This window comes from Frisingicoccus sp. (genome assembly GCF_048388605.1).
GTDB lineage: Bacteria > Bacillota > Clostridia > Lachnospirales > Lachnospiraceae > Frisingicoccus.
The window spans coordinates 19,480-45,814 of record NZ_DBGCTU010000028.1; the positions used below are offsets into that span (position 1 = coordinate 19,480).

Annotated in this window: 26 protein-coding genes and 13 tRNA genes; 7 read left to right on the forward strand and 32 right to left on the reverse strand. The window is 43.9% G+C overall.

All coding sequences use genetic code 11. From position 1 onward, the window contains the following. Window positions 1-209 precede the first annotated feature (209 nt). The 19 genes from ACMN7X_RS06440 to ACMN7X_RS06530 form a co-directional block, all read right to left on the reverse strand. Window positions 210-289: transfer RNA gene (locus tag ACMN7X_RS06440), tRNA-Leu, on the reverse strand. A gap of 85 nt (window positions 290-374) precedes the next feature. Beyond that, window positions 375-447 (reverse strand) — tRNA-Lys (locus ACMN7X_RS06445). Window positions 448-512: 65 nt separating this feature from the next. Then, a tRNA-Gln gene (locus tag ACMN7X_RS06450) sits at window positions 513-585 on the reverse strand. 24 nt (window positions 586-609) lie between these two features. Beyond that, window positions 610-683, reverse strand: a tRNA-His gene (locus ACMN7X_RS06455). Window positions 684-689: 6 nt separating this feature from the next. Next, window positions 690-763, reverse strand: a tRNA-Arg gene (locus ACMN7X_RS06460). 33 nt (window positions 764-796) lie between these two features. Next, window positions 797-867 (reverse strand) — tRNA-Gly (locus ACMN7X_RS06465). Between the two features lie 13 nt (window positions 868-880). Continuing rightward, window positions 881-955: transfer RNA gene (locus tag ACMN7X_RS06470), tRNA-Pro, on the reverse strand. A gap of 77 nt (window positions 956-1,032) precedes the next feature. After that, window positions 1,033-1,518, reverse strand: a complete 486-nt coding sequence (locus ACMN7X_RS06475; RefSeq protein ID WP_418746660.1) for a metallophosphoesterase — start codon at window positions 1,516-1,518, stop codon at window positions 1,033-1,035. Window positions 1,519-1,522: 4 nt separating this feature from the next. Further along, window positions 1,523-2,119, reverse strand: a complete 597-nt coding sequence (locus tag ACMN7X_RS06480; protein WP_418746661.1) for an XTP/dITP diphosphatase — start codon at window positions 2,117-2,119, stop codon at window positions 1,523-1,525. Continuing rightward, window positions 2,112-3,758 carry a lectin like domain-containing protein gene (locus ACMN7X_RS06485; RefSeq protein ID WP_418746662.1) on the reverse strand — a complete coding sequence of 549 codons (1,647 nt, stop codon included), beginning with the start codon at window positions 3,756-3,758 and terminating at the stop codon, window positions 2,112-2,114. The genes ACMN7X_RS06480 and ACMN7X_RS06485 overlap by 8 nt, the downstream gene beginning before the upstream one ends. Window position 3,759: 1 nt before the next feature. After that, on the reverse strand, window positions 3,760-4,917 hold the full coding sequence (locus ACMN7X_RS06490; RefSeq protein WP_418746663.1) for a THUMP domain-containing class I SAM-dependent RNA methyltransferase: 1,158 nt from the start codon (window positions 4,915-4,917) through the stop codon (window positions 3,760-3,762). A 98-nt stretch (window positions 4,918-5,015) separates the two neighbouring features. After that, complete coding sequence (locus ACMN7X_RS06495) at window positions 5,016-5,315, reverse strand: rhodanese-like domain-containing protein (protein ID WP_418746664.1); 300 nt, start codon at window positions 5,313-5,315, stop codon at window positions 5,016-5,018. 171 nt (window positions 5,316-5,486) lie between these two features. After that, window positions 5,487-5,693, reverse strand: coding sequence for a hypothetical protein (locus ACMN7X_RS06500; protein WP_418746665.1), 207 nt, complete (start codon window positions 5,691-5,693; stop codon window positions 5,487-5,489). Between the two features lie 54 nt (window positions 5,694-5,747). Continuing rightward, entirely contained in the window at window positions 5,748-6,326 is a 579-nt protein-coding gene (locus ACMN7X_RS06505; RefSeq protein ID WP_418746666.1) for a DUF5662 family protein, read from the reverse strand. A 245-nt stretch (window positions 6,327-6,571) separates the two neighbouring features. Then, window positions 6,572-6,835, reverse strand: a complete 264-nt coding sequence (locus ACMN7X_RS06510; RefSeq protein WP_418746667.1) for a Fur family transcriptional regulator — start codon at window positions 6,833-6,835, stop codon at window positions 6,572-6,574. Between the two features lie 48 nt (window positions 6,836-6,883). Next, window positions 6,884-7,012 carry a FeoB-associated Cys-rich membrane protein gene (locus tag ACMN7X_RS06515; protein ID WP_418746668.1) on the reverse strand — a complete coding sequence of 43 codons (129 nt, stop codon included), beginning with the start codon at window positions 7,010-7,012 and terminating at the stop codon, window positions 6,884-6,886. A gap of 20 nt (window positions 7,013-7,032) precedes the next feature. Then, entirely contained in the window at window positions 7,033-9,180 is a 2,148-nt protein-coding gene (gene feoB / locus ACMN7X_RS06520) for a ferrous iron transport protein B (protein WP_418746669.1), read from the reverse strand. A 67-nt stretch (window positions 9,181-9,247) separates the two neighbouring features. Then, the gene (locus ACMN7X_RS06525) at window positions 9,248-9,469 is read right to left on the reverse strand and encodes a FeoA family protein (protein ID WP_132092775.1); all 222 of its coding nucleotides are present in this window, start codon (window positions 9,467-9,469) and stop codon (window positions 9,248-9,250) included. 16 nt (window positions 9,470-9,485) lie between these two features. Next, window positions 9,486-9,695 (reverse strand): FeoA family protein, encoded by a 210-nt coding sequence (locus ACMN7X_RS06530; protein WP_418746670.1) that lies wholly within the window; start codon window positions 9,693-9,695, stop codon window positions 9,486-9,488. Between the two features lie 176 nt (window positions 9,696-9,871). Between ACMN7X_RS06530 and ACMN7X_RS06535 the strand changes: the two genes are divergently transcribed. Then, window positions 9,872-10,264, forward strand: a complete 393-nt coding sequence (locus ACMN7X_RS06535; protein ID WP_418746671.1) for a metal-dependent transcriptional regulator — start codon at window positions 9,872-9,874, stop codon at window positions 10,262-10,264. 34 nt (window positions 10,265-10,298) lie between these two features. On the opposite strand, the gene ACMN7X_RS06540 is transcribed toward ACMN7X_RS06535, so the two are convergent. From ACMN7X_RS06540 to ACMN7X_RS06550, 3 genes are read right to left on the reverse strand one after another with little or no spacing between them, the layout of a single operon-like run. Continuing rightward, on the reverse strand, window positions 10,299-10,577 hold the full coding sequence (locus ACMN7X_RS06540; protein ID WP_418746672.1) for a DUF2325 domain-containing protein: 279 nt from the start codon (window positions 10,575-10,577) through the stop codon (window positions 10,299-10,301). Window positions 10,578-10,593: 16 nt separating this feature from the next. Then, entirely contained in the window at window positions 10,594-11,025 is a 432-nt protein-coding gene (locus ACMN7X_RS06545) for a flavodoxin (RefSeq protein WP_418746673.1), read from the reverse strand. 25 nt (window positions 11,026-11,050) lie between these two features. Then, the gene (locus ACMN7X_RS06550) at window positions 11,051-11,635 is read right to left on the reverse strand and encodes a DUF3793 family protein (RefSeq protein ID WP_418746674.1); all 585 of its coding nucleotides are present in this window, start codon (window positions 11,633-11,635) and stop codon (window positions 11,051-11,053) included. Window positions 11,636-11,955: 320 nt separating this feature from the next. Here ACMN7X_RS06550 and ACMN7X_RS06555 point away from each other — a divergent pair, with 320 nt between their 5' ends. After that, window positions 11,956-13,443: an aldehyde dehydrogenase family protein gene (locus ACMN7X_RS06555; protein WP_418746675.1), complete on the forward strand. Its 1,488-nt coding sequence runs from the start codon at window positions 11,956-11,958 to the stop codon at window positions 13,441-13,443. Between the two features lie 55 nt (window positions 13,444-13,498). On the opposite strand, the gene ACMN7X_RS06560 is transcribed toward ACMN7X_RS06555, so the two are convergent. The 4 genes from ACMN7X_RS06560 to ACMN7X_RS06575 form a co-directional block, all read right to left on the reverse strand. Continuing rightward, on the reverse strand, window positions 13,499-16,096 hold the full coding sequence (locus tag ACMN7X_RS06560; RefSeq protein WP_418746676.1) for a cation-translocating P-type ATPase: 2,598 nt from the start codon (window positions 16,094-16,096) through the stop codon (window positions 13,499-13,501). Between the two features lie 343 nt (window positions 16,097-16,439). Next, window positions 16,440-16,513 (reverse strand) — tRNA-Arg (locus ACMN7X_RS06565). A 204-nt stretch (window positions 16,514-16,717) separates the two neighbouring features. Continuing rightward, window positions 16,718-18,691 carry an InlB B-repeat-containing protein gene (locus ACMN7X_RS06570; protein ID WP_418746677.1) on the reverse strand — a complete coding sequence of 658 codons (1,974 nt, stop codon included), beginning with the start codon at window positions 18,689-18,691 and terminating at the stop codon, window positions 16,718-16,720. 374 nt (window positions 18,692-19,065) lie between these two features. Next, on the reverse strand, window positions 19,066-19,275 hold the full coding sequence (locus ACMN7X_RS06575; RefSeq protein WP_418746678.1) for a hypothetical protein: 210 nt from the start codon (window positions 19,273-19,275) through the stop codon (window positions 19,066-19,068). A gap of 109 nt (window positions 19,276-19,384) precedes the next feature. Between ACMN7X_RS06575 and ACMN7X_RS06580 the strand changes: the two genes are divergently transcribed. The 5 genes from ACMN7X_RS06580 (at window position 19,385) to ACMN7X_RS06600 (ending at window position 24,243) form a co-directional block, all read left to right on the forward strand. Next, window positions 19,385-19,600 carry a helix-turn-helix domain-containing protein gene (locus ACMN7X_RS06580; RefSeq protein ID WP_418746679.1) on the forward strand — a complete coding sequence of 72 codons (216 nt, stop codon included), beginning with the start codon at window positions 19,385-19,387 and terminating at the stop codon, window positions 19,598-19,600. Window positions 19,601-20,303: 703 nt separating this feature from the next. Beyond that, window positions 20,304-20,558 (forward strand): hypothetical protein, encoded by a 255-nt coding sequence (locus ACMN7X_RS06585; protein ID WP_418746680.1) that lies wholly within the window; start codon window positions 20,304-20,306, stop codon window positions 20,556-20,558. 233 nt (window positions 20,559-20,791) lie between these two features. Further along, window positions 20,792-21,484: a plasmid recombination protein gene (locus ACMN7X_RS06590; protein ID WP_418746681.1), complete on the forward strand. Its 693-nt coding sequence runs from the start codon at window positions 20,792-20,794 to the stop codon at window positions 21,482-21,484. A 6-nt stretch (window positions 21,485-21,490) separates the two neighbouring features. Then, complete coding sequence (locus ACMN7X_RS06595; protein ID WP_418746682.1) at window positions 21,491-22,861, forward strand: type IV secretory system conjugative DNA transfer family protein; 1,371 nt, start codon at window positions 21,491-21,493, stop codon at window positions 22,859-22,861. 146 nt (window positions 22,862-23,007) lie between these two features. Continuing rightward, entirely contained in the window at window positions 23,008-24,243 is a 1,236-nt protein-coding gene (locus ACMN7X_RS06600; RefSeq protein ID WP_418746683.1) for a tyrosine-type recombinase/integrase, read from the forward strand. A 98-nt stretch (window positions 24,244-24,341) separates the two neighbouring features. Here the strand turns inward: ACMN7X_RS06600 and ACMN7X_RS06605 are convergent. The 6 genes from ACMN7X_RS06605 to ACMN7X_RS06630 all read right to left on the reverse strand — a co-directional run bounded on the left by ACMN7X_RS06605 (window position 24,342) and on the right by ACMN7X_RS06630 (window position 26,335). Then, a tRNA-Leu gene (locus ACMN7X_RS06605) sits at window positions 24,342-24,427 on the reverse strand. Between the two features lie 7 nt (window positions 24,428-24,434). Further along, window positions 24,435-24,507, reverse strand: a tRNA-Val gene (locus tag ACMN7X_RS06610). Between the two features lie 88 nt (window positions 24,508-24,595). Next, window positions 24,596-24,669 (reverse strand) — tRNA-Ile (locus ACMN7X_RS06615). A 159-nt stretch (window positions 24,670-24,828) separates the two neighbouring features. Continuing rightward, window positions 24,829-24,901 (reverse strand) — tRNA-Thr (locus ACMN7X_RS06620). 11 nt (window positions 24,902-24,912) lie between these two features. Then, window positions 24,913-24,984, reverse strand: a tRNA-Glu gene (locus ACMN7X_RS06625). Window positions 24,985-25,162: 178 nt separating this feature from the next. Continuing rightward, on the reverse strand, window positions 25,163-26,335 hold the full coding sequence (locus ACMN7X_RS06630) for an ABC transporter ATP-binding protein (RefSeq protein WP_418746684.1): 1,173 nt from the start codon (window positions 26,333-26,335) through the stop codon (window positions 25,163-25,165).

Sequence of the window (26,335 nt, forward strand, 5' to 3'; positions counted from 1 at the left end):
TTGTTTTCCTGCTTGGCTACTTTAAAACATCAACGTGATACAAGTACGCTATACCATATAAAATACCATATTTTAAATTAGAATTCAATCCCAATGACTGCAATTATCCACAAATTGTTTTGATTCATCCTCGATATATATCTTCGCTCTTCAAAACATAAATAAGCCCCAATCCCTGGCCTTTCAGGGTTTGGAGCTTATCCACAGCGTGCGGATAACAGGGTTCGAACCTGCACGGTTGCCCACTAGATCCTAAGTCTAGCGCGTCTGCCAGTTCCGCCATATCCGCAAAAATACCGAATAATCTTTTGTCCGATGAATTCCCCATCGAACAAAAAGACCTGCATCATCGAATCATCGAATGCAGGTCTTAGTGAGGCATCGGGGATTCGAACCCCGGACAACTTGATTAAAAGTCAAGTGCTCTACCGACTGAGCTAATACCCCACATCATTCTGACAAGTCAGAACACTTTATGAACACCCTTTGCACAACTGCTGTGGCTGCTCCAACTGGGCTAGTTGGATTCGAACCAACGTAATGCAGGAGTCAAAGTCCTGTGCCTTACCGCTTGGCGATAGCCCATCAAAAATGTACCTCACGGCAGAGGGTGGATACAGGGACTCGAACCCTGGGCCTCCAGAGCCACAATCTGGCGCGCTAACCAACTGCGCTATACCCACCATAAGCGAGCCTGAAGGGATTCGAACCCCCGACCCACGGCTTAGAAGGCCGTTGCTCTATCCAGCTGAGCTACAGACTCACAGTGTTTTTATGCGAAACTTTCATCCCGCAAAGCGGGTGATGGGAATCGAACCCACGTATCCAGCTTGGAAGGCTGGTGTTCTACCATTGAACTACACCCGCACATAAATAAAAATCGGGGTGACAGGATTCGAACCTGCGACCTCTTGATCCCAAATCAAGCGCTCTAGCCAAGCTGAGCCACACCCCGATGTTTCATCACGCCTTACCCCGTGACGCAAGATAGATTATATTATATCTAACATTAATTGTCAACAACTTTTTCTACTATTTTTCCAAAAAATATAGTGAAAAATGAAGGTCTCCATAACGGTCAATATCCATCAAAACATAGGAAGGCCGACGGTTCTCCTGACGCGGATAAGAGATGCTTCCCGGATTCACCGCAATCACTTCATCCTCCTGATCGATCACCGGCCGATGGGTATGCCCGAAAAAAACCACATCACAGCCATGCTCTCTGGCAACCTCTTTAATGCGCACCGTGTCAAAGCTTACGCCATACCGGTGTCCATGGGACATAAATATCTTATGCCTCCCGATAACCACGATCTTTTCCGCCGGAACGGAAGTGAAAAAATCATTATTTCCACTCACCATATGTACCGGACAGGGCGCAATATTCTCGATATACCCCTCGCTGCCCTCCAAATCTCCCAGATGGAACACTAAATCCAACGGAGCAACAAGGCGAAGAACCTTTTCCAGGTTGCCATTTTTACCATGTGTATCGCTGACAATTAAAACTCTCATACAATCATATCATCCTCTGCCGAAGAACCTCTTTCATTGCCCTCAACGCCTTCCCCCGATGGCTGATCTCATTTTTCTGTTCTGCAGCCAACTGGGCCGTCGTACACTTATATTCCGGCACATAAAAAATGGGGTCATAGCCAAAGCCGTTTTCCCCCGCCGGGGCATCGGCAATCTGCCCTTCGATGGTCGCCCGCCGGGTTTCCTCCGTACCATCCGGGAAAGCCGCCGCAATAACGCACACAAACCGGGCGGAGCGCTCACTCCCCGTTAAACCGGACAGCCGTTCAATAATATTGGCGTTTTTCAAATCGTAGGACGTATCCTCTCCCATATATCTGGCCGAATAAATTCCCGGTTCCTTATTTAAAGCATCCACTTCCAGTCCCGAATCATCGGCCAAAACGATGCAGTCTGCCAGATCACGAATCGCACGCGCCTTGATCAATGCATTTTCCTCGAAGGTTTTCCCATTTTCCACAATGTCCGCATTAATTCCCGCCTCTTTCATCGACAGGATCTCCACGTCTAAATCCTTCAGTATCTCCCTTATTTCTTTCATCTTTCCCGCATTGGATGTGGCAAATATAATTTTATTCATAAATATTCTCCTTATTCACCGTAAAGGCCTTCAAACATAAATTACATCCGTACTCTGTCTCCGCAGATACCCATTGGTTTCCATCATAACTGATATATCCCTCGCCGTCACTCAGATCGGCCCCGGCCGTCAGATCCGACGCCGGATATTCAATGGCGATCGGCCGTTCATTATTTTCCGTAGTAATATGCACCATCACCGCAAAACGGCTGCCCGCTGTCAGAGAAAACATTTCCGGAATATCCACCGTATAATATCCGCTGTTTTCAAAATAACCGCTGCCCAGATAAACCGGCTGCGTCAATGATTCCATCCCCGTATAATCCGGCACGGCATATAACTCCCAGCTTGTATGCGCATCCACCGCATAAAAGCTGACCGCCTTTAAAATTTCATCTGCGCCCGCCGTATAAACATTGGAAAACCAGGCTGACGGCTCTTTATATCCCAAAGTTCCGACCCAGCCAAGCAGATCCGACTGATAGATACCGTCATAATTATCCGCTCCATCCAGCCGGGTATAAATCACACTGTTGTTTCCCAGATTACTGTCCTCATAGGACACATAAAAATAGCCCTTGTCTCCGAACTCTTCACCCCAACTGTTCCTGCACAGAAAAGCGCCGTTATTCTCCGGCATATGGCTAAAGTTCTCACGACTGTAATTGTCATCCCATCCTACAATAACCACATCATGATTCGGCTTCTCATCACCGGTATAATAATAGGAAGATGTTCCCGGCGCATAATCCTCCGATGAGTCCCAGGCGTTCTCAATGGACATATATAAAGAGCTCTCCACACCGCCATAGCGAAGAATCATCGACTTTATCTGTTCCGGATTTCTTTCATCCAAAAAACGGGCCTCCTGCAGGTGCTTCACCGCCGTAAGTGAGGCGTCTGTCATACCATCCCCATAGGGATCATTTTCTTCCAACACCGGTCCTCTCCATGATGCAAGATAGGCCAATGCCATATTATAATCGCCGCCTTCCGTCGGCCCGATATTAAATCCGCTGTTCATCGTCATATGATCCACGGAAAAATCCAGTATTTCATCGCCGCTTAGAACCGTCTCCAGCGCAGCCGTAGATGCAAAAGCCCAACAGGTTCCAAAGGTCCCCTGATTCTCAACGCCATTCAAAACACGATTTTCTCTCAGATCAAAATATTCCGGCAGCTCCGAGTCCCCGGGAAACTCAAGGCTTGCCGCACGGGCCCCGTCGTCCCACCGGTATTCCAGCCCCATCGCCGGTGCTGCCGCTGTCATATCGATCATAATCTTCTCAGGCATCCGTTCGTCAATAAATGCCGCATTTTCCAAATACTGCCCCTGCACATAACATCCTCCGTTTTCGCCGACAGTAATGGAAGTTTCAAAATATCTCACAGCATCCGATAAAGGTATCAGTAGATTCATCCCCGAAGACATCCGCATATTTTCTATATCAAGCAATGTCCCATTATAGGACAGCGTAAATCCTTTTTCATTCACGGCATCCGCTCTGGCGCTTATATAATAGCTCTGCAGCGACTCTGACGCCTGACCGGCCAAATGCCGTACCTGCGGCCGTGTCATCACAACACCGGTCACACAGATGATAGCAAGTAACAAAAAATATCGTCTTACATGCTTCAATTTAATCCTCCTGTTTTTTTCGTTTCGGAGGGCGCGGTCCCATAAATTCATACAAATATGTCTTAATCATTCCATTGTAAATTTTTCGGTTTTTATCCGCTTTCCTTCCGATATACTTCTCTGCCTGTTCATATGAAGTCAACACAAAGCAGGACCATGAATCCAAACGACGGAAGGCCTCACCAATCTCCGTATAGAGCGCCGGCAGTGCCGCTTTTTCCTCAAGGCGCTCGCCATAAGGCGGATTGGTAATAACAAACCCGTATTTTTTCGGATGGCTCAGAGCGCTGACCGGCCGCTGCTGAAGATGAATGAGATGATCCACACCGGCTTCCGCCGCATTCTGACGGGCATTTTTTATAATATCCCCGTCGATATCATACCCCTGAATATCCATATCCACATCATCCCGAATCAAATCATTTGCCTCAGTCACCGCTTCATACCAGGCCTTCATCGGCAGAATATTTTTCCATGCTTCCGCCGTAAACTCCCGGTTCATCCCCGGCGCAATATTCGCCCCGATCATGGCGGCTTCAATCGGAAAAGTCCCGCTGCCGCAGAATGGGTCCACCAAAATACGATCTTTATTCCATGGAGACAAAAGCAGAATGGCCGCCGCCAGCGTCTCCGATACCGGGGCCTTGCTGATCAGCCTCCGATATCCCCGTTTATGTAAGGATTCCCCGGAAGTATCCAGAGCAATCGTCACTTCATCTTTATAAATAAACACTCTCAAAGGATATATGGCCCCATCCTCTTTGAACCAGTCTATCCGGTATGTCTGCTTCAGCCGTTCAACGATCGCCTTTTTTACAATAGATTGAATATCTGAACTGCTGAATAGTTTACTCTTTGTTGTGGACGCCTTTTTTACCCAGAATTTTCCGTCGGCAGGCAAATATTCTTCCCATGGAAGCGCTTTTGTCTGCTCAAATAATTCATCAAAACTGAAGGCCTTGAACCGTCCCACACATAAAAGTAGCCGTTCCGCCGTCCGCAGAAATACATTCGCCCGGGCAATGGCCGATGCCTCTCCCCGGAAAGACACACGGCCATCTTCTACCCGTATAATTTCATATCCTAAGTTTATAATTTCTCGTTTTAAAACCGCTTCCATGCCAAAATGGCACGGCGCTGTAAATTCATAGAGGGGCATACATTTTCTCCTTTTTTAAATTACTTTTATAGTATATACTTTTTCTTATGCTGCCGCAAGAACATTTTATTTCCAGCATATGGCAGTTCCATACTATTTTAAACAACAGGGCCCCGCCATGCCTCCATGCCGCCGCCGATACTCAAAATGTGGTATCCGTTTTCACTGAGTCTTCTGCCCAAAAGAAGACTGGTAGCCCCATGCTCACAGCACAAAATAATTGTTCCATACTTTCTGAGTATGGGCGCCTTCTCGTCAAAGGAATCATAGGGCATGGAAAAAGCTCCCGGAATATGGCCTTTCTGAAATGATTCCCTGTCCCGGATATCAATAACCACCGCATCGCCCTGCTGTATATAATTAAAAACCTCTTTCTGAGATATAAAATCCAAGCTCACACTATCACCTCGTTCCTACATATATTAATATATGCAGAAACCGCCCTCGGTTTCCCCGGCACCGCATCCCCGCAGAGCGTTCTTGTGTCATAGAAAACGAAGTTGCCTATGACACAAAAAACCGCAGCGGTACTGCCATTTCCCACTGCGGTTTTAGCGAATCAGTGCAGACTATCTGTCACAATTCTTTGATGTGTTTCTTTCAGATGCATCCCTCTCAGATGTGTTCTGAGTAGAATTCTGAGAAACACCGTTTCTGGAACTGTTTCTGGATGTGTTGTTATCCATATTTCTGGATGTGTTCTGAGTGGAATTGTTCCGCTCATTATTCTTTGTTGTCGCGTTGCTTTCATTGTTCTGATTGTAATTCTTTGCCATAATAGGACCTCCTTAATAAGATTACAGTAGCTATTATGGCTTCAATCAAAAGATTTATTCATTCAATTCATATTTATATTTTCCGCTCAAAACAACATTTTTTATATAGGCAAAGGTCCGTTCCTCGCCATATCGGCTCAGCATCACCAGAAGGCGCTCCAATAATTTTCTGGAATCCGGATGAATTGTCATATATTTCCGACTTTTTTTATAATAATTCAGCGGATGACTGTCCGTATAATCCTTTTTCGCATATATTTTCGAAGCGGCCACCCTGTCCATAAACATCTCAACCACATATTGAACCGGCATCTTCATGCCGCGAAGCCCCTGAGTTTTATCTGCCGGCAGATCAATCCAGTATTCATAATGATGTTTATTACGTCCCTTATGATGAAGCCAGGCCCCGGAATAACCCATCTTCTCTTTTTCAGCCGCATTCGGACTGCGATTCCCCTGAAAATATAACACCCCGGTTCGAAACTCCTCCGGAGTATATTTGGACAGATCATGGAGCAGCCCCTGCTTATAGAGTCCGACCTTAAAACATTCCTTCATAACAAGGCATTTATGCTCCGTGATCGTTTGAAAATGATTCCATCCGTTTTTTAATAACTGCTTTTTATCCGGCACTTTCACTACCTCCCATCAAATACACAAAGAGAGTGCCGACAACTTTTATTGCCAACACTCTCTAAGGATACACTACTTTATAAGGAAATACAACTTAACACTTTTTAAACCGCAACTTTTTCATACCCCTTCGGGCATCCCATATGTCAGATGCTGCGCATGGGCGCGCTTCGTCAAGCTCCGCGCGATAATGTATGCCCATTCGGGCACCCCGTATGTCATATGCTGCGCATGGGCGCGCTTCGTCAGGCTCCGCGCGATAATGTATAGGATTCATTGACCACATAGCCCTGAACCCGCTGAATCGCTCCGATTTCTTCCAGAGTCAATAACATACGGTATACGGTAGCCTGGCCAATGGTCGCATCTTTCTTGGAAATTTCATAATAAATCTCCTTAAAATCACCCGCCTTCTTATTTGCTATGACTTCGATCATAATGCGTCTTTGTTTGGTAATACGTTTCCCGCGATTTTTCAACTCCTGAATCATATCTTCCGAACTCCACATAGGCTTCAATCTCCCTGTCCTTCCAAATCGCTTAGGTCTATATTCTTTTTAATGGCAGCCTCTGCAATTTCCGCAATTTCCATTACAGCCTTTGCCGGCTTTCTTATCTTTATAAATGCTTCGTGCCGCCAGGCAGGCCACCGCTGCAACGATCGCAGCAACTAAAACAGTTCCCATAGCACTCCGCTCCTTTCAAATCATGCCTTCACCGGTTTTTTTACATCAACTGTCAGCTTTGTGCTTTCTTTATATGGACGGAACAGCAGATAAATAAATCCGATAACAAGAAGTATCGCAACGATCGTACCGATGCCAAAAGCACCGCCCGTAACTACTGTGCCAATCTGATAAACACATAAAGAAACAACATAAGCTAAAATTGTCTGATAACCAATCGCAAACCAGGTCCATTTTGCACTGTTCATCTCTCTCTTGATCGCGCCGATCGCAGCAAAACAAGGTGCGCAGAGAAGGTTGAATACAAGGAAGGAATAAGCGGCTGCAGCCGTCATACTTCCGGCAAGTTCGCCCCAGATCTCAGCGCCGTCTTCCGCAACCTCGGCAAATCCGAAGAGAATACCGAATGTGCCGACAACATTTTCTTTGGCGATAAGACCTGTAACTGCCGCAACAGCCATCTTCCAGTCGCCCCAGCCAAGCGGAGCAAAGAGCGGAGCAATAACACTTCCGAGAGAAGCCAGAATACTGCTGTCAAGCTGTTCTGCTTCAAGCATGCCAAAGGCGCCGTCCACCCATCCGAAGTTCATTAAGAACCAAAGAACAATGGTTGATAAAAGAATCACTGTACCGGCTTTTTTGATAAAGGACCATCCGCGCTCCCACATGCTCCGAAGAACATTGAGTACCGTCGGCATATGATAAGCCGGAAGTTCCATAACAAACGGGGCCGGTTCTCCGGCAAACATTTTTGTTTTCTTTAAAATAATACCGGAACAGATGATTGCCGCCACACCCACAAAATAAGCGCTGGTTGCAACCCATGCAGAGCCGTTAAAAAATGCTCCGGCAATCAAAGCGATGATCGGCAGCTTCGCACCGCAAGGAACAAAGGTAGTCGTCATGATCGTCATTTTACGGTCTCTATCATTTTCAATCGTACGGGATGCCATAACCCCGGGTACGCCGCAGCCGCTTCCGATCAGCATCGGAATAAACGACTTTCCGGATAAACCAAATTTACGGAAAATACGGTCCATAATGAACGCCACACGCGCCATATAACCGCAGGCTTCCAGAAATGCAAGGAAAATAAACAATACAAGCATCTGCGGAACAAAGCCAAGCACCGCGCCCACACCGGCAACAATACCGTCAAGGATAAGGCTCTGAAGCCATCCGGCACAGTTAATACTTACCAGCACATTTTCAATGGCCGGAGGAATGATTTCCCCAAACAGCACATCATTTGTCCAGTCCGTTACTATCGTTCCTACCGTTGTTACAGAAACATAATATACAATAAACATAACCACCGCAAAAATCGGCAGGGCCAGAATACGGTTGGTTACAATACGGTCAATCTTATCCGATGTGGAGAGCTGCCCTTTGCCGGCCCTTTTATAACTCTTTCCGATCACAGAAGTGATATATCCGTAACGTTCATTGGTGATAATACTTTCAGAATCATCATCCTGAGCATCCTCGGCTTTTTTAATGATTTCTTCAACGTCCGGCACCGTCTTCATTGTCTGAGCTATTTTGTCATCCCGCTCGAACAATTTGATGGCATAGAATCGTTTCTGTTCTTCCGGAATTGAAGCATCCAGCATATTCTCAATATCTTCCAGAACATTTTCAATCTCCGGCGCAAATTTATGTACAGGCGCGGATGTATTTCTCGATGCAACACTGACGGCTTTCTCCGCCGCCTTCATAATTCCCGTGCCCTTCAAAGCAGAAATCTCAACGATTTCGCAGCCTAAATCTTTACTCAGCTGCTTCACATCGATGTGATCCCCGTTTTTCTCAACAATATCCATCATGTTGACAGCCATAACCACCGGAATCCCGAGCTCCATGAGCTGTGTGGACAGATAAAGATTTCTCTCAAGATTTGTGCCGTCTACAATATTCAAAATGACGTCCGGCCGCTCTGTGATCAGATAATTTCTCGCAACCACCTCTTCCAGCGTGTATGGCGATAAGGAATAAATACCCGGAAGGTCCATAATAACAACATCTTTATGCCCTTTGAGTTTCCCTTCTTTTTTCTCTACAGTAACACCCGGCCAGTTTCCGACAAACTGATTGGAACCGGTCAATCCGTTAAACAAAGTGGTCTTACCGCTATTTGGATTACCCGCAAGTGCGATCTTAATCGACATTTAATAACATCCTCCTTTTTCCCCTATGATTAGTCATTTCTAACCTATGGTCGTTAAAAAAAGTACATTACTGTACTTCTATCATCTGTGCATCTGCCTTTCTCAAAGACAGTTCATATCCTCTGACAGTCACTTCCACTGGATCTCCCAGAGGTGCAACTTTGCGAATATAGACTTCCGTGCCTTTCGTAATACCCATGTCCATAATCCGGCGCTTTACCGCACCTTCGCCGTGGAGCTTCACTACGGACACACTCTGACCGCATTTTACATCCTTTAATGTCTGCATCCTCTCTTCCTCCTGCCTAAATCATGATTTTATTGGCCATTTCCCTGCTGATCGCCACTCGTGAACCCTTCACGTTGACAATAACATTTCCATTCATCTCAGAAACTACTGAAACAATGGACCCGGCAACAAATCCAAGACTTTCCAGAAAACGACGTACTTCCTCTTTTCCGCCAATCTTTACTATTGTATTCTTTTCTCCGGCTTTCGCCATTGTTAAAGGCATCATCATCTCTCCCTTTCTTTCTGAGTTAGGAAATTCTAACCTTATTCTTAGATTAGCACCGTCTAACCTCATTGTCAAGACTTTTTTGAGAATTTTTTCCCAAAATGTTTTTACTTTGTTTTTCACCTTTCATGTGTTATAATAAAAATAATATTTTTGGACAGGGGGAGTTACTCGTGAAAATACAAGAATCTGCCGAAAATTATCTGGAAACTATTCTCATTTTAAGTCAGCGCCAACCGCAGGTCCGCTCGATCGATATTGCAACCGAACTCGGCTTCTCGAAGCCGAGCGTCAGCGTGGCTATGAAAAACCTCCGCGAGAATGGATATGTCACCGTGAGTGAACATGGTCACATTTCTTTAACCGAAAAAGGACTCCAGATTGCCGAAACGATTTATGAACGTCACACTTTATTATCGAGCTGGCTGGAATATCTTGGTGTGGACAGCGAAATTGCCGTTCAGGATGCCTGCCGCATCGAACATGTCATCAGTCCGGAAAGTTTTCAGGCTATCAAAACGCATGTTGCCATGGGAAAAAATAATACGCAAAAACAGAAGGAATAAGAAAGCCGCTCTTCTCGGAGCGGCCCTTTTTCTCTTATCTGACATTTTCAAGTATATCCGTCAATGCCGCGCTGCTGCTCGTATGACATCGAATGACCTGAGCATTGCTGCGTTTTGCCTCATCCACAGCGCAGCGCACCATTTTGTGCGAGACCGTATTTGTAAACAAAATGAACATATCCGGTCTCCCCATTTGCTTATTTAAGTCCGCGGACATATGGGTGAACACTTTCACCTTATGATTATAATTTTTGCAAATCTTTTTATACTGGCTAACCATCCGGTCATGCCCGCCTACAATTACGATACTCACTTTTCAAACACCTGCCTTACGCTTTCGCTAAATCTTTTCCCAATTCAATGCATGCTTCCTGGGCGCTTTCATCCGGAGCCTCCTGACAAATGGCTTCCTCTCCGCCAAACACACGTGCTCCGGCGCTTTCCATATCTGCTGCCCAGGTACGCATCCACTCGCCGTCTCCCCAGCCGTAAGACCCAAATAAGCCAATGGTCTTCCCGTCGGCAAAGGCTTTGACCGCTTCAACAAAAGGTTCCATCTCCGTTTCCTCAAGCTGTTCCGCGCCCATAGACGGGCAGCCCAGGGCAAATACCGGGCAATCCTTTAAATCATCCGGCGCAACCTCGCTGACGGATACGACCTTTGCTTCCTTTCCGCCCTCCTTAATTCCCTGGCCGACAAATCCCGCCATTGCTTCCGTATTTCCTGTACCGCTCCAATATACAACCATAATCTCACTCATCTTTTTATTCCTCCTGTTATCCTTATCACGCAGTCATACACTGCCATTCACTTGTAATCTCCCAGAGATTCTTTCCCTTTTCCGCCTCCTGAACAAAAACGCTTCGTACCTGTTCATAACTTTCGAACAACTGCTTTCTCTCCTCCACATTTTCATACACTTTCCAGTAGCCTGAATAGAGATAATTTTTTCCCCCGTATTTAATAAAACCTTTTACATCGGCCATCGGATATCCTAAAAACACACCCATCTCATGGGGAAACGGAATATCCTGTGTTTTGCGGTATTCCCGAAAACGCTGCCCCAAACGCACCAGCATCTGTTCCAGACAGTCATCCGCATAACCTTGTTGTTCTAAAAATTCCCGCTCTTCTTTGCGGAATACGATTTCTTCGAGAGCCGCTTTTCGATAAAGCAGCCATATATTTTTTTCATTCCCGGCATAAAGACACCGCCGGGATAATCCGGTCCCTTCCAGAGTCCGAACAACATCTCTAATATGTTTATTTTCCAGGACTAGCATATTGGACGGTTTCACACCCGCCAACACCGGGGCGCATTGCCCCGCAATTTTTACTTCTAAAGGCTGATGCCGCCACCATGTCAGCATTTCTGTTCACCCCTTCATTGATTAGTTTTGACTAACGTTAGCTTTAACTAACCACAAGGATACTATACTTTTTTAAATTTGTCTATACTCCGGACTGATAAAATTTCTTAATATCATTTCTCTGCTTAACCGAACGACAGTTTTATGTTATTATTTTGTCAGATAATGTTAATAAATAAACTTAAGTTGACAGACAATTGCTTATATTGTATAATAAAATTACAACGTGTGGCAGAACTGCATAAATCCGGTTGAGTGTCAGCGTTATTTTTTTTACAATTAACCATAATTATCTTCATGTATAAGAAAGGAGTCATAAAATGAAAAAAGTAAATCTTCAGGAAAAGTATAAGTTATTTATTGGCGGCGAATGGAAAGATGCTTCCGACGGCCGTACTTTTAAAAGCACCTGTCCGGCCAATAATGAATTTTTGGCCGAATGTGCCGAAGCAACAAAAGAGGACGTAGACTGCGCGGTAAATGCCGCATGGGATGCCTTTAAAACCTGGAAAAATGTTCCTGTTAATGAGCGGGCGGCCATCCTGAATAAAATTGCCGACATTATTGACGCAAACACAGAACATTTAGCGATGGTGGAGTCTCTCGATAATGGTAAGCCGATCCGGGAAACAATGGCCGTGGATATTCCATTATCTGCGCAGCATTTCCGTTACTTTGCCGGCTGTATCATGGCCGAGGAGGGCAGCGCCAATATGTTGGGAAATGATACATTAAGCCTGATCTTGAGAGAGCCTATCGGCGTTGTCGGGCAGATTGTTCCATGGAACTTCCCATTCCTCATGGCTGCATGGAAACTGGCACCGGTTCTTGCCAGCGGATGCTGTACCGTATTTAAACCGTCCAGCACGACTTCATTAAGTGTTCTGGAACTTGCACGCCTGGTTCAGGATGTCATTCCGGCCGGAGTATTTAACGTCGTTACCGGTTCCGGTTCCAAAGCCGGACAGTATATGCTTGAACACAAAGGCTTCCGTAAACTTGCCTTTACCGGTTCAACGGAAGTCGGCAGAGATGTAGCCCTCGCCGCAGCTCAAAAGTTAATTCCATCAACATTGGAACTTGGCGGAAAATCCGCAAATATCTTCTTTGAAGACTGTGATTTTGAAATGGCCATGGATGGTCTTCAGATGGGCATTCTTTTCAATCAGGGACAGGTATGCTGCGCAGGTTCCCGGGTATTTGTTCAGGAGAGCATTTATGATAAATTTGTTGAAGAAGCTGTGCGTCGTTTCAATGCAGTCAAAGTTGGTATGCCATGGGAAGCAGACACCCAAATGGGCAGCCAAATTAACGGGGGACAGCTCAAAAAGATTCTCAGCTACATTGATATCGGAAAATCTGAAGGCGCTAAGATCCTCTGCGGCGGTGAAGCGATCACCGATGGCGAACTCGGCAATGGTTGCTTTATGCGTCCAACGCTCCTCGGCGATGTAACCAATGATATGCGGGTAGCACAGGAAGAAATCTTTGGGCCGGTAGCCTGCATCCTGAAATTTAAAACAGAAGAAGAAGTTATAGAAATGGCCAACGACAGCGAATATGGCCTTGGCGGCGCTGTGTGGACAAGGGATATCAACCGGGCACTCCGTGTCGCAAGAGGTATCGAAACCGGCCGTATGTGGGTAAATACATATAACTCCATTCCGGAAGGCGCTCCATTTGGCGGTTATAAAGCCTCCGGTATCGGACGTGAAACCCATAAAGTCATTTTAGAGCATTACACTCAAATGAAAAATATCATGATTAATTTGAGCGAATCACCAAGCGGTTTCTATCCTGCACCTTAATTTTTTAAGTTTTTAAGGCAGCCGCCGCAGTTTCAGCAAAACTGCGGCGGCTGTTTTAACGTTCACATATAATTTTGTAAATCTGGATAATCACTGTTGGGATTATCGCAAAAAAGTAAATCATTCCCAACTGTCCAAAAGTCAATGCGGACACGAGGAATAATCGTTTTAACAAGGTTACGGACAATACTAAATTCAACAAAATCATACCCGCCGCAAAGGCCGCCAGGCTATACCAGTTGCCCGAAAACCCGATCCTAAAAATCGAATGCTTGCTCCGGCAGTTAAATCCATGAAACAGCCGGGCTGCTGTCAATGTAGCAAAGGCCATCGTGCTGGCCAGAGCCGAATTTCCCTGTCGAAGCCCCACATAAAAAGCCGCCATCGTCACAGCCGCGATCAACGCCCCCTGGATCAAAATCGTTCCCATAAATTTCTTTGTAAGAATACCCTCCCTCGGATCTCTCGGTTCCTCGGAAAGCAGATCCTTTTCGGCCGGCTCCATACCAATGGCAATAGCCGGAAGAGAATCCGTCAAAAGATTGATAAAAAGCAGATGCACCGGCGCAAACGGCACCGGAAGCCCCATAAGCGACGTATAGAGTACACTCAGAATCCCCGCCATATTTCCTGAGAGCAGAAAACCGATGGCATTTTTTATATTTCTGTACACATTCCGCCCGTTAGCCACTGCCTTGATGATAGTTGCAAAATTGTCATCCGTCAAAATCATAGAGGCGGCATCCTTCGATACTTCAGTCCCGGTGATGCCCATGGCCACACCGATATCTGCTTTTTTCAAAGCCGGCGCATCGTTGACGCCATCACCTGTCATGGACACAACATTGCCCCGCCGCTGCCATGCGTCGACAATTCGTATTTTATTTTCCGGGGATACTCTGGCATATACGGATATTTTTGTGATTGCCTTATCCAGCTCTTCATCCGACATAGCATCCAGTTCCGGCCCGGTGACAGCCATGTCACCCTCCTCAAAAATACCAATTTGCCGGGCGATCGCCGTAGCCGTGATCTTATGGTCGCCCGTGATCATAATCGGCCGGATCCCGGCCCGCTTTGCATCGGCAACCGCTTCGGCCGATTCTTCCCTCGGCGGGTCAATCATTGAAATCAATCCCAGGAAAATGTAATCATCTTCTGATTTCAGCGAAAGACTTTCATTTTCTTCCGCCTCCCGATAGGCAAAAGCCAGAACCCGCAGGCCATTTTCCGAGAAATGCAGATTCTGCTCTAAAATCTTTTCCCTGTCCGTTTCTGATAATTCCCGAATTCCATCCGAAGTCCGTATCCGGGTCGTTCGCTCCAAAAGCACATCCAGCGCGCCTTTTGTCAACAGAGTAGGGACCCCATGGAGCCGATACTTGGTCGTCATCAATTTCCTGTCGGAATCAAAAGGAATCTCTTCGATTCGAGGCATCATATCCCGAATCGCCGTATCCGGCAAATCAATTTTCCGCGCCATCTCGACAAGGGCATATTCCGTCGGATCCCCAATCCCCTTGCCGTCGACGATTGTCGAATCATTGGTGAGAATGGCATCATAAAGCAGATAGCGATGCAGCTGTTTTTTTATATCTATTTCCTCAGGGGCAATGACACTTCCATCGATATAAATATCCTGAACCGTCATTTTATTCTGAGTCAGCGTTCCCGTTTTATCCGAACAGATAACTGACACACAGCCCAGACTTTCTACCGCTTTTAATTCCTTGATAATGGCATGTTCCTTCGCCATCTTCTGGGTTCCCATCGCCTGCACGATAGTGACGATTGAGCTCAGAGCTTCCGGAATCGCTGCCACAGCCAGCGCTACCGCAAACATCATTGCATCCAGAACCGGCATCTTTCGATACAGACTCAGGGCAAAAACAATAGCGCAAATGACCATAATAACCATGGCCAGTTTACTGCTGAACTCATCCAGACTCACCTGCAGCGGCGTCTTTTTTTCCTTTGTTGCATTCATAAGACCGGCAATCTTGCCGATTTCCGTATCCATCCCTGTTCCCGTCACCACAACGACGCCCCGCCCATAGGTCACCAGGCTGCTGGAATAGACCATATTGGAGCGTTCCGCCAGAGGTACTTCCCCCTCAATAAGACCTTCCGATTTATCCACACTGGTGGATTCCCCGGTAAGAGAACTTTCGTTTACCTGAAGAGAATAGCCGTTTAAAACCCTGCCGTCGGCCACCACCAAATCGCCCGCCTCCAACAGCAAAATATCCCCCGGCACTACATCCTTCGAAGCAATCTCTATCTTCCGGCCTCCGCGGATCACCTTCGCTGACGGCGAGGACAGGGATTTCAGACTATCCAGCGATTTTTCCGCCTTTTTGTGCTGCACTGTTCCCAAAATTGCGTTCAAAATTATGACCGCTATAATAACAATCGTGCTTTCCCCACTGCCCGTAAAAGCAGAAATCACTGCGGCAATAATTAATATGATCACAAGCAGATCGGCAAACTGGGATAAAAATACCTGCAGCGTACTTTTCCTTTTTCCCGCCTCCAGGACATTTTTCCCCTTACTTTCGAGGAGCTCTGCCGCCGCCTCCGGCGTATGTCCGTCTTTTGTCACATGAAGATTTTCTAAAATGTCTCCCTCTGTTTGTTGATACCAACTTTTCATACTCATTCCTCCTTCATGGGCCAAACCTTTCCGCCGTTCCTCAGTCTCAGCGAAAAAAAGAGACTTCCAATGTATCTATTTAGACTTCCCATCTTCCATCAAATAGATACATTAAAAGTCTCGTTACCATTCCTCTATGGTATACACCACCAGACCCCCAGGGCCGCGCTTGTTGACGGTGTATTTCAACTACTCCCCTTTAATGAAAGCCTGCTTCAGGCCAACATCTAATAACAAGTTTTTATCAAGTATACCTGCTTTCCTATGTAAAGTCAAGACCGAAAATACATCCCGTCACAAAAGAAAATCGACAAACTCCTCACCGAAGTTTGTCGATTTTTGCCGTGCGTTAGAGGATTCGAACCCCCGACCTTTTGGTCCGTAGCCAAACGCTCTATCCAGCTGAGCTAAACGCACACGTCTTAACAACAGTAATTATTCTACAATAGTTTTCTCCTATTGTCAAGCACTATTTTATTTTTTATCAAGTTGCAATACCGTCAAAAATAACATCGATAAAAATTAAACCATTGATAGCAAAATAGCCGTCATAGTCAACACACCCAAAAAGACCTGTTCGGAGCTTTTTTTGAAAACTCTGAACAAGTCTTTTATCACTTTTTAACGTTTAACTTTTTTCTTTCGGCTATATATAAATATACCTGCCAACAGCACTGCGGAAACCACTAAAACACCAAAAGCCAACGGCATATTCATACTATCCCCTGTCTTTGGAGAATCAAGCTTTCTGGCCAGCTCAAAGGTTACGGAAATCGTATGATTTGTACTAACCGCCTTAAAGGTGTACTTGTTATTTTCAACCTTTGTTTCAACGCCGTCCACATAAACTTTAGCTACTTTATAGCCATTATTTGGCGTAAATGTGAACGTATAATCTTTGCCATGTTCGGCTGTGATATTGCCCTGAGGATCAATCGTTCCATTTCCATTGGATGTCGCAGTGATCGTATACTGGGTTATCGGAGCAGCCGTTACTTTAAAGCCGATTGTATATGTCTGCACAACGCCTGTCGCTTTCCATGCTCCATCTGTATATTCTTCCCGTTCGAAATCTACGTTTAACCGATAATTGCCGACTTCAACCAGGGTAAACGGTATCGTATAATTCTCTTTCCATGAATTGAAAGAGCTCTGCACCCAGTTCCATGTCCGCGGAATCCAACGGCTGTCTCCCTCTGTTGGATTTACATTGTCCATTCCATTGCCGACTGCTGTCGCCGTTAATTTAGTGCCGGAAACATAAACGCCGTCCATGGCCACGCCGGTGACTGTAGAGCCTTCAAACGGAACTAATGTCTGAAGGATAAAGCTGTCACTGGCAAGGCTTTCCATCGCCGTCGCCGAATCAAATTTCATCCGCACCTTAAACATATATTCCGTGCCCGGATTTAAACCGGTAAATTCAGGACTATCCTGCCAGAGAATGTTTTCCTCAGACTGGGCGGCAATGCCCTCATTATTCTCAGCTACGGCATCCATCTGAACAAGGCCGTATTCCCCGTTCTCTATCGCAGCCAATGTAATCGATGTCTCTGTTCTGGAGGCCATCTTCGGAATGGCCGGTGCTGCTGCCGCAGAAAGTTTTGTATGAACAGTCACAGTTTCGCTCATTTTACTTTCATCCGCCGTTGAAGAATCATATTCCACCCGTGTTACAAAATTATATTCCGTATCCGGCTTCAGATTTTCGAAAAATCCTGTCTTATCCCAGGAATCCGCCTTACCATCGGCATTTATCAGAGCATATTCCTGTCCCTCGACTTTCTTCAACTGAACAGTCGTATCTGTGAAAGACGCTACTTCCGGCTTTTCCGGAGCTTCAGCGGCCGGTGCCAACCGGGATGCTCCGCTCTCCTGATTTGACTTGCTTTCCTTCGGGACATTAGAATTATTGTTCGCCGGATTTGTTGCATCTTCCTGCTTTGATTCCGTTTCCTTCGATTCTGTTTCTTTGTTTTCTGTTACACCATTCGCCGATGCTTTTTTTGGACTGCTCACGCTTACCGGAGGCTCCGTTTCCTTCGGCGACTGCACATTCTGATCGCCGGATTGTGTCGCTGCTTCCGTAGTCGATTCTGTCGACTCTGTTGCCGGTTCAGTTGACTCGATGGCCGGTTCAGTTGACTCAATAGCCGGTTCATCCGACTTCTTTGAATCTTCCCCCGACTCAGAAATCTTCAACTCAACTTTCTGAGTGAGTATCTTTCCATCTTTATCCTCCTGAGCACGTTTTCCAAAAATATAGGTTTCTCCTTCTTCCAACTTAGAAAAAGTAACCTCTATCCGCTCATGGGTCTCCTCATCCTCAGTGTACTGACTGTCCTCAGCCCACTTCCACTCAGTTTTATCATCTTTAGTTATCTGAATCGCATATTCATACCCTTCTTCCACTTTCAGGGTTATGCTGTCCTTTGTCTTTGCTTTCACCTCAATGTTCGGCTTTTTTGTTTCCTTTTTTGTCTCTTCGTTTGTCTCCTCCGCCGCATACACATTTGCCGGTGCTGCAAAAACAGAGGTCATCATAAAGACGGCCATTAAAAGCGCTGCAAATAATCTGGATCTTCTTTTATCCATGTTCTTCACCTCTCTCCAATATATATTTCCTTTTCCTTAATAAATTCTCTTTTTCTGTAATACCTATAGTGTACCATATATATAAAAAAATTCCCATCGTTTTTTTGACATTTTTTCACCTGACAGTTTTTTGTAAGAATTAATTAATGTTTCACAGGCATATATGAACCCGGCCTTTCGATATAATCGGGTGTTCAACGGGTGTTCAAACTTTTCAGTACAAAAAAATAAGAGAATCATTGAAAATTCAATGTTTCTCCTGAATAAAATGAGTGCCGGCGACCGGAATCGAACCATTAAACATCAAATAAAACCGCTTAGAAAGGAGGGTTGCGCTATCTCTGATACTAACTGTACAACTTTTGTACAACTTTTTACTCCTTCATGCTCTCTTTTTCTATGTCCGTTATGATATCCTGTAATTCTTTTTCTACTCCCGACAAAATAGTATGATACACATCCAAAACAGATAAAGAATAATATTCTCCTTCCGCCTCTAAACCGGCAGAAAATATTTTTGATGCAATTCTCAAATTTTCTACTTCTGAAAAAATTTTTGTCAAACGTTCATACATAGATTCCATGTCTCCAACCTCCCTCTCAATCTGCTCAAATTTTATTATAGCCCATGTTGTTCTCAAAATCAATTAGAACATACTGTTCTCTGTATAATAAAATTCATGGAGGAAGATTATGAATCTGGAACGTATTAAAGGTTTAAGGGAAGATAGTGATTTATCACAGAAAGAGCTCGCAAAAAAATTAAATATCAGCCAACGTGCCTACTCTCATTATGAATCCGGCGATAGAAATATGCCCTTGACGGTTCTTATCGGAATTGCCGATCACTATAAATGTTCTGTAGATTACCTTTTGAATCGAACAAATAAAAAAGAAATAAACAAATAAAGCCAAAGACATCTCGCTTTATCAGTGTACTTCTTATTAGCATTAATTTTTATCCATTTCAATATTTTTCTTCCAAGCCTCAAGACCACAACTCAGGTGTTACAACATCTTCTTATATTTATCGATGATTTAATAAAAGCGGAAATCATTTCCGCTTTCTGTATGACATTTTTTTAACAATGTCTTTATTCTTATCCTTACTTCTAATAAACGCTAAGATATACTGTCCCTTTATTATATTACAAAATCCAGACATTTGCAAATACTTTATCTACAATCGTAAACGCTTGAACATTCAAGCGTTTTTTATTTGAAAATCTATCTCATTTCTTCATTCAACATAATCTCCCATATTAATAGTGAGCCAAAAACGAAGGGGGACTCGTACAGATTAAATTACCTCTGTCTAAAATAGATAGATGTCTCAGGTACTTGCCCCACCTGCCCTCTGGGTGAGACGGTGACAAGATAAACCGTTTACCGGAAATGGTAGTCTTCAGCAAACTTGAAATACCATATTATATATGCCAGACCAGAAAGGAGTGTTTGCCGTGGCAAGCGTAAAAAAAATTCACTTTAACGGCTGTTGTCAATCAGCCCCGCCATAATATGCGAACTATAGCCAACTCGTCAAACGAGAATTTCTTCATTCAAGATAATCTCTCATATTAATAATGAAACCAAAATGTAAGGGGGTGAAACAGTGAAACTTAATATTCTAAATTTAGATGTATTAAATGACTTTAATTTATCCGAATTAAGTGCATTTTATCATTCTGTTTGTCAGGTTCTTGAAAACTGCTCAGCACAGAAAGTAAATCTGTGTTTTATAAACAATCAAATGGTAATCTTTCAACAAATGAAAAATGAACTTGAATTTTATGCTTCTTCAAGAGGCTATGCTGTTCAGAACGATTTTATCGTTTCTAAGCACTGCTTGGAAAATGACACACTCTGATTTTAGAGGGGGAAAGATAAAATTTGATGTTTTTAATCATCAAATTTTATCGGATGGGGGCGAAACAGCCCCCTTTTTCATCCGATTTTCGGATGAAAAAAGAGAGTCCAGAGATGCTTCTCTGGCATGTTACCGAGTGTAAATGAGGGGATACTTTGGAACGATGTGACAAAGTATAACATGCTACACTCTCAATATACTCCCCCCGGATATAAAAAGGAAGGAGCCAAAATATGGCGAATATGAAAAAATTTTCAGACATGAAGGACATAGGGCACCTTTGCGCACATTACGAAAGAAGTGTGAGCAAGGGCCATTATGGCAATCCTGATATTGATCAAAACAGATTGGATGAAGACCGTACAAATCTTGCCCCGGACAGAGGAAAACAAACGGCCTACATCAAATCAAAAATCGAAGAAATCATGAATGGAAGAACACTGCGAAAAGATGCTGTGAGAATGTGCTGCTGGATAGTGGACGCACCGGCCAATCTTCCGGAAGAAAAAAAGGCTGCATTTTTTCAGGCAACCTACAATTTCTTGATTGACCGATATGGAACCAAAAGCGGAATGGGTGAAGATGTTTGTATAAGTGCCTATATTCATAAATCAGAAACCACAGACCATATGCATTTTGCTTTTCTTCCAGTGATAGAAAGAAAAGGAGAAAAAAGCTTCTGCGCTAAAGAGTGTGTAGGAAGGGATGACTTAAAGACATTCCATGAAGACCTTGCCAGAGAATTAGAAGCGCTATCTATCTGTAAAAAAACAGATATCTTAAACGGAGCTACTCAAAGAGATTCTAAAGGAAGAGCTTTGAGCATCCGGGAACTAAAGAAAAACAGAATTATTAAAAGGGAGCAAAACCTAAATCGTTGGAGCAATCCGACGGACAGAACAGACAGAACTATAGCGAGGTGGTAAAAGTTAATGATAATAACAGAAAAAATAGCCATGCCAGTTGTTATTATGGCAGTATTAATGCTTGTATTTACTTTATTTGATTATATACGCCGGAGTTACCAAAAAAAAATATTAAAAGAATTAAAAAAAGCTCCGGCAGATAAAGCTCACGGAGTGCTCTTCGGCAAGTTGGGGCGGCAAATTATATTTTCGCCAACAGGCAGTGAAGGTTCTATAGCTGTTTTTGCGGCAAGCGGTACAGGAAAAACATCCGCAATAGGAATACCAACTTTAAGGAGTTGGACAGGCACAAGTTTCACAATAGATATATCCGGGGATATTTGTAAAAATTGTCCAGATATGCCGAACAAAATCATTTATGAACCAGAAGACCCCGACACAACACCATACAATATATTTGGTGCTATTGATGATTTAAAAACCGCAGAAGATAAAAACGAAGCCCTTGAACAGCTTGCATTTTTACTTATACCAGAGGTTCCAAATATGAACGAAAATGCAAGATATTTCCTGACAAACGGAAGAAAGATTTTAACAGCTTCTTTAATCGCTTTTTACGGAACTGGAATGGATTTTATACCAATATGCAAAAAGATAGTGGGTTCAAGTTATCCAAACTTATTCCAGGCAATAGATGAAACTAAAAACGAAGATGCAATCACATATATCAACTCATTTGAGGGAGTTTCGGCGCAAAATATAAGCGGTTGCAAGCAAAGCTGTGATGATGCAATCAAGCTCTTTGCAACAAACGGGAAAATAAAAAAATCCGTCAGAAGACCAACAGCGGATGAAAAATCCATAGAAGGTAAGATGATAGAAAAATACAATATTTTTGTTATTATTGAGGACCCAAAAATTGAGTTATATAGCCCACTATTAAATATCATAACAAGTTTGCAAATGCAATATATAAGCAATCGAAAGGTTACAGATGAGAGCGAAAATATACTTCTTTTTCTTGATGAATATGCCAGCTTAAAAATTGATGCAGGAACCATTCTAGAAGCATTAAGAAAATATAGAAAAAGACTCTGTAGAGTTATGATAATGACCCAGAATCTGGCCGATTTAGACATTTTATATGGTCATGATACAACAAAGGCTTTAATGGCTAATTTTCGCTTTAAAGTGCTTCTTGGCGGTTTGGGAGAGCCGGAAAGTCAAAAGTATTTTGCAGAGCTGATAGGATATAAAAACGCAATCAAAAAAAGCACAAGTAAAAGTTCAACCCGGACAACCCAGACAAAAAGTGAAAGCAAAGAATACATAATAGAACCGGCTGACCTCGATAAACAAGGCCCGGACACCGTTATTCTAATACATCCAGATAACGAGGGATACATTCTTCTAAAGAAAAATTTTTATTATAAATAATACGCTTCCCTTGTTCACCTATTGCTTAGCGTCTAAGCTGGCACAAAGCACTTAGGGCGCACTCATGCGCCCTTACGTGCGACTGACTGATACGTTTTAAAAATACTAGAAAGGAGATAGCGTTAATACCGCTGATAGATATTCTAATGGTACATCAAGCTTTAAACTTAACAAAAGAACAAAAATCCGCATACAACGCTATCAAATCCTTGCAAACATTCCTGGAAAATGGTACATTAAATGCATCAGAGATAGTGCAATATACAGATATGACGAAAAGGCAAAAGAAAAACTTAGTTTATGAAATTTATTTCAAAAACAAAAAACGAAAGGAATTTTACACCTGCAAGGATGGACGGGTAAAGTCCTATAATCCTCAATTTATCGCTCGAAACGAAGAGGAATTGATTGATAAGCTCTATACTTATTATTTCAATGATACTCTGGAAAGCGTGTATAAGGACTGGCTTGTTTACAGAAAAAGCACAGGGATTGTATCGAATAAGACGATTGAAGAGGATGTAGGTTTATGGAGACGTTTATTTGCGGATTCTGAATTTGCAAATATGCAGATGAAATCAATCAAGCCGCGACATATTTTAAAACTTTTTCATGTATGGACTGGAAACGGATTGATTACCCGCAAAGACTTCAATAACCGCAAATCTTTATTAAACGGGATTTTCAATTATGCGGTATTAAACGAAATCATTGAATCTAATCCTATCCTTTCCATTTCAAGCAATGATTTAAAATTTAAGCCGCCGACGTCCTCAAAAAAAGCCTACACACTTGAAGAACGAAAAAAGCTGCTCAGTTATCTAGGCACCTTGGAGCCCGATGCTTACGTACTCGCTATTCAGCTTGCATTTTGCGGGATTTTCCGGGTTGGAGAAATCAAAGCCCTGTCATGGCACCCTAAAAATGGCCACACTGTCACTATCCGGCACCAGCTTGTTGAAGAACGCACCTTACAAAGTGATATGACATTAGGCCATTCCCAACAGGTACTTAAAGCTCCAAAGGGCAACCCCGACTATAGTGTACGAACGGAGCTTGTTTCCGATAGGGGGCTAGAGATACTCAAAAAGATGTATGAACTGAATCCAGATGGTGAATTACTCTTTATGCATAACGAGAAGCCGCTGAATACAGACCGATTTAACCGCCGTTTAAAGAAGTATTGTGATGAGATTGGTATTCCATATCTTTCGAGTCATAAAATTCGATTTACGGGTGCATCCATGCTTTTTGATGCTGGCGTTAAGGTTACTGACATTCAACCGCTTCTCGGCCATTCAAATTTGGCTATGACACAGCATTATATAGGCGAACAAGTTTCTGAAAGAGATATTTCACAGATGTCTAAAATCCTGATATAAAACGCTTTCAGCAACTGTACATATTTGTACATCTTTTTTCAAAAGAAAAAAGCTCCAAATCCCTTGTTTTTATAAGGGTTTGAAGCCTCTTCTATCAATGCCGGCGACCGGAATCGAACCGGTACGATCGGTTAGGATCGCAGGATTTTAAGTCCTGTGCGTCTGCCAGTTCCGCCACGCCGGCACAAAAATGGGACCTACAGGGCTCGAACCTGTGACCCTCTGCTTGTAAGGCAGATGCTCTCCCAGCTGAGCTAAGATCCCACATGCATATATTATATCATTTCTGATTCAATATATCAATCTTAATTTTAAAAATTTTTAAACTCTACAGGCCTTACTTTCTCCTGAGTGGACCTTCGGGGACTCGAACCCAGGACCGACCGGTTATGAGCCGGTTGCTCTAACCAACTGAGCTAAAGGTCCATAATATAGTATACCTCTTCGGGCATACCGCATGTCAGATGCTTCGCATAGACGCGCTTCGTCAAACTCCGCGCGACAAGGTATACCCATTCGGGCATCCCAGATATCAGATGCTTCGCATAGACGCGCTTCGTCAAGCTTCGCGCGACAAGGTATAAAAGCCGATGATCGGACTCGAACCGATAACCTGCTGATTACAAATCAGCTGCTCTGCCAATTGAGCCACATCGGCTTATAACTAAATGACTCCAAGGGGATTTGAACCCCTGTTACCGCCGTGAAAGGGCGGTGTCTTAACCGCTTGACCATGGAGCCTCAACAAAAACTATCATACCATATCTCCATTTGTTTGGCAAGACATTTTTTTATTTTTTACTTACTTTTTTGACCGACTTTTTCCGGTTTTTATCACGCAAAATATTGGCCTGCACAGCCTCAAACCTGTTGATTATGCGATATTTTACGGGGCGGCTTTCACCGCCGCCCCAAAAACTTAAAATTCCAGATTTTTTCCGGTTTCTTTATTGAAAATATGGGCCACACTGCCCTGTAATGTAAATGTGATCTCTTTGCCCATAGGGATAAAAGAGCGGCTCCCGACTGTCGGAACAATGATGATTGTGTCCTTTCCCTGAGCTGTTACATGATAATGTATTTCGCTGCCCATCATTTCAGAAACATCCACCGTTCCCCGGATAACGGCATCCGATTCCATATCCAGCACTAAATGTTCCGGCCGAACGCCAAGCAGGACAGGCTGCGGTTCCACATTCTTTTCCATCAACCGCTGCTGCTTGTCTTCCGACAGCACAACCGTCAGGCCTTCAATCTGCACTGCATATTTTCCGTCCTTCTTTATCAATTCCGCATCAAACTGATTCATCCGCGGCATGCCGATAAATCCGGCGACAAACAGATTGGCCGGATGATCAAATACCTCCTGCGGTGTCCCCACCTGCTGAATCACGCCATCCTTCATGATAACGATCCGATCCCCCAGAGTCATGGCTTCTGTCTGATCATGGGTAACATAAATAAACGTGGTATCGATACGTTTGCGAAGTTTGATAATCTCTGCCCGCATCTGATTCCGAAGTTTCGCATCCAGGTTGGAGAGAGGCTCGTCCATTAAAAGCACCTTTGGATTTCTTACGATCGCCCGGCCAATCGCAACCCTCTGTCTCTGACCGCCGGAAAGAGCCTTGGGTTTTCTGTCCAGATACTCGGTAATTCCAAGGATTTCCGCCGCCTCTTTAACTTTCTTTTCAATCGTTGCCTTATCCATTTTCTTCAGTTTTAGCGGATAGGCCATATTTTCAAATACAGTCATATGCGGATAAAGGGCATAACTCTGAAATACCATGGCGATATCCCGCTCCTTTGCCGCCACATCATTGACCCGCTTACCGTCAATATACAAATCTCCGGAAGAAATTTCTTCCAATCCGGCAACCATACGAAGTGTTGTGGATTTTCCACAGCCGGAAGGTCCGACCAATACGATAAATTCTTTATCCGCAATATCCAGATTGAATTCCTGGACGGCAACCACGCCCTCCTCCGTCACCAAAAGATTACTTTTCTTATCCTGCTCTCCTTTTTTGCTTTTCTTTTTTTCTGTATTAGGATATACCTTTTTAATATCTTTTAATTTTAAACTTGCCAT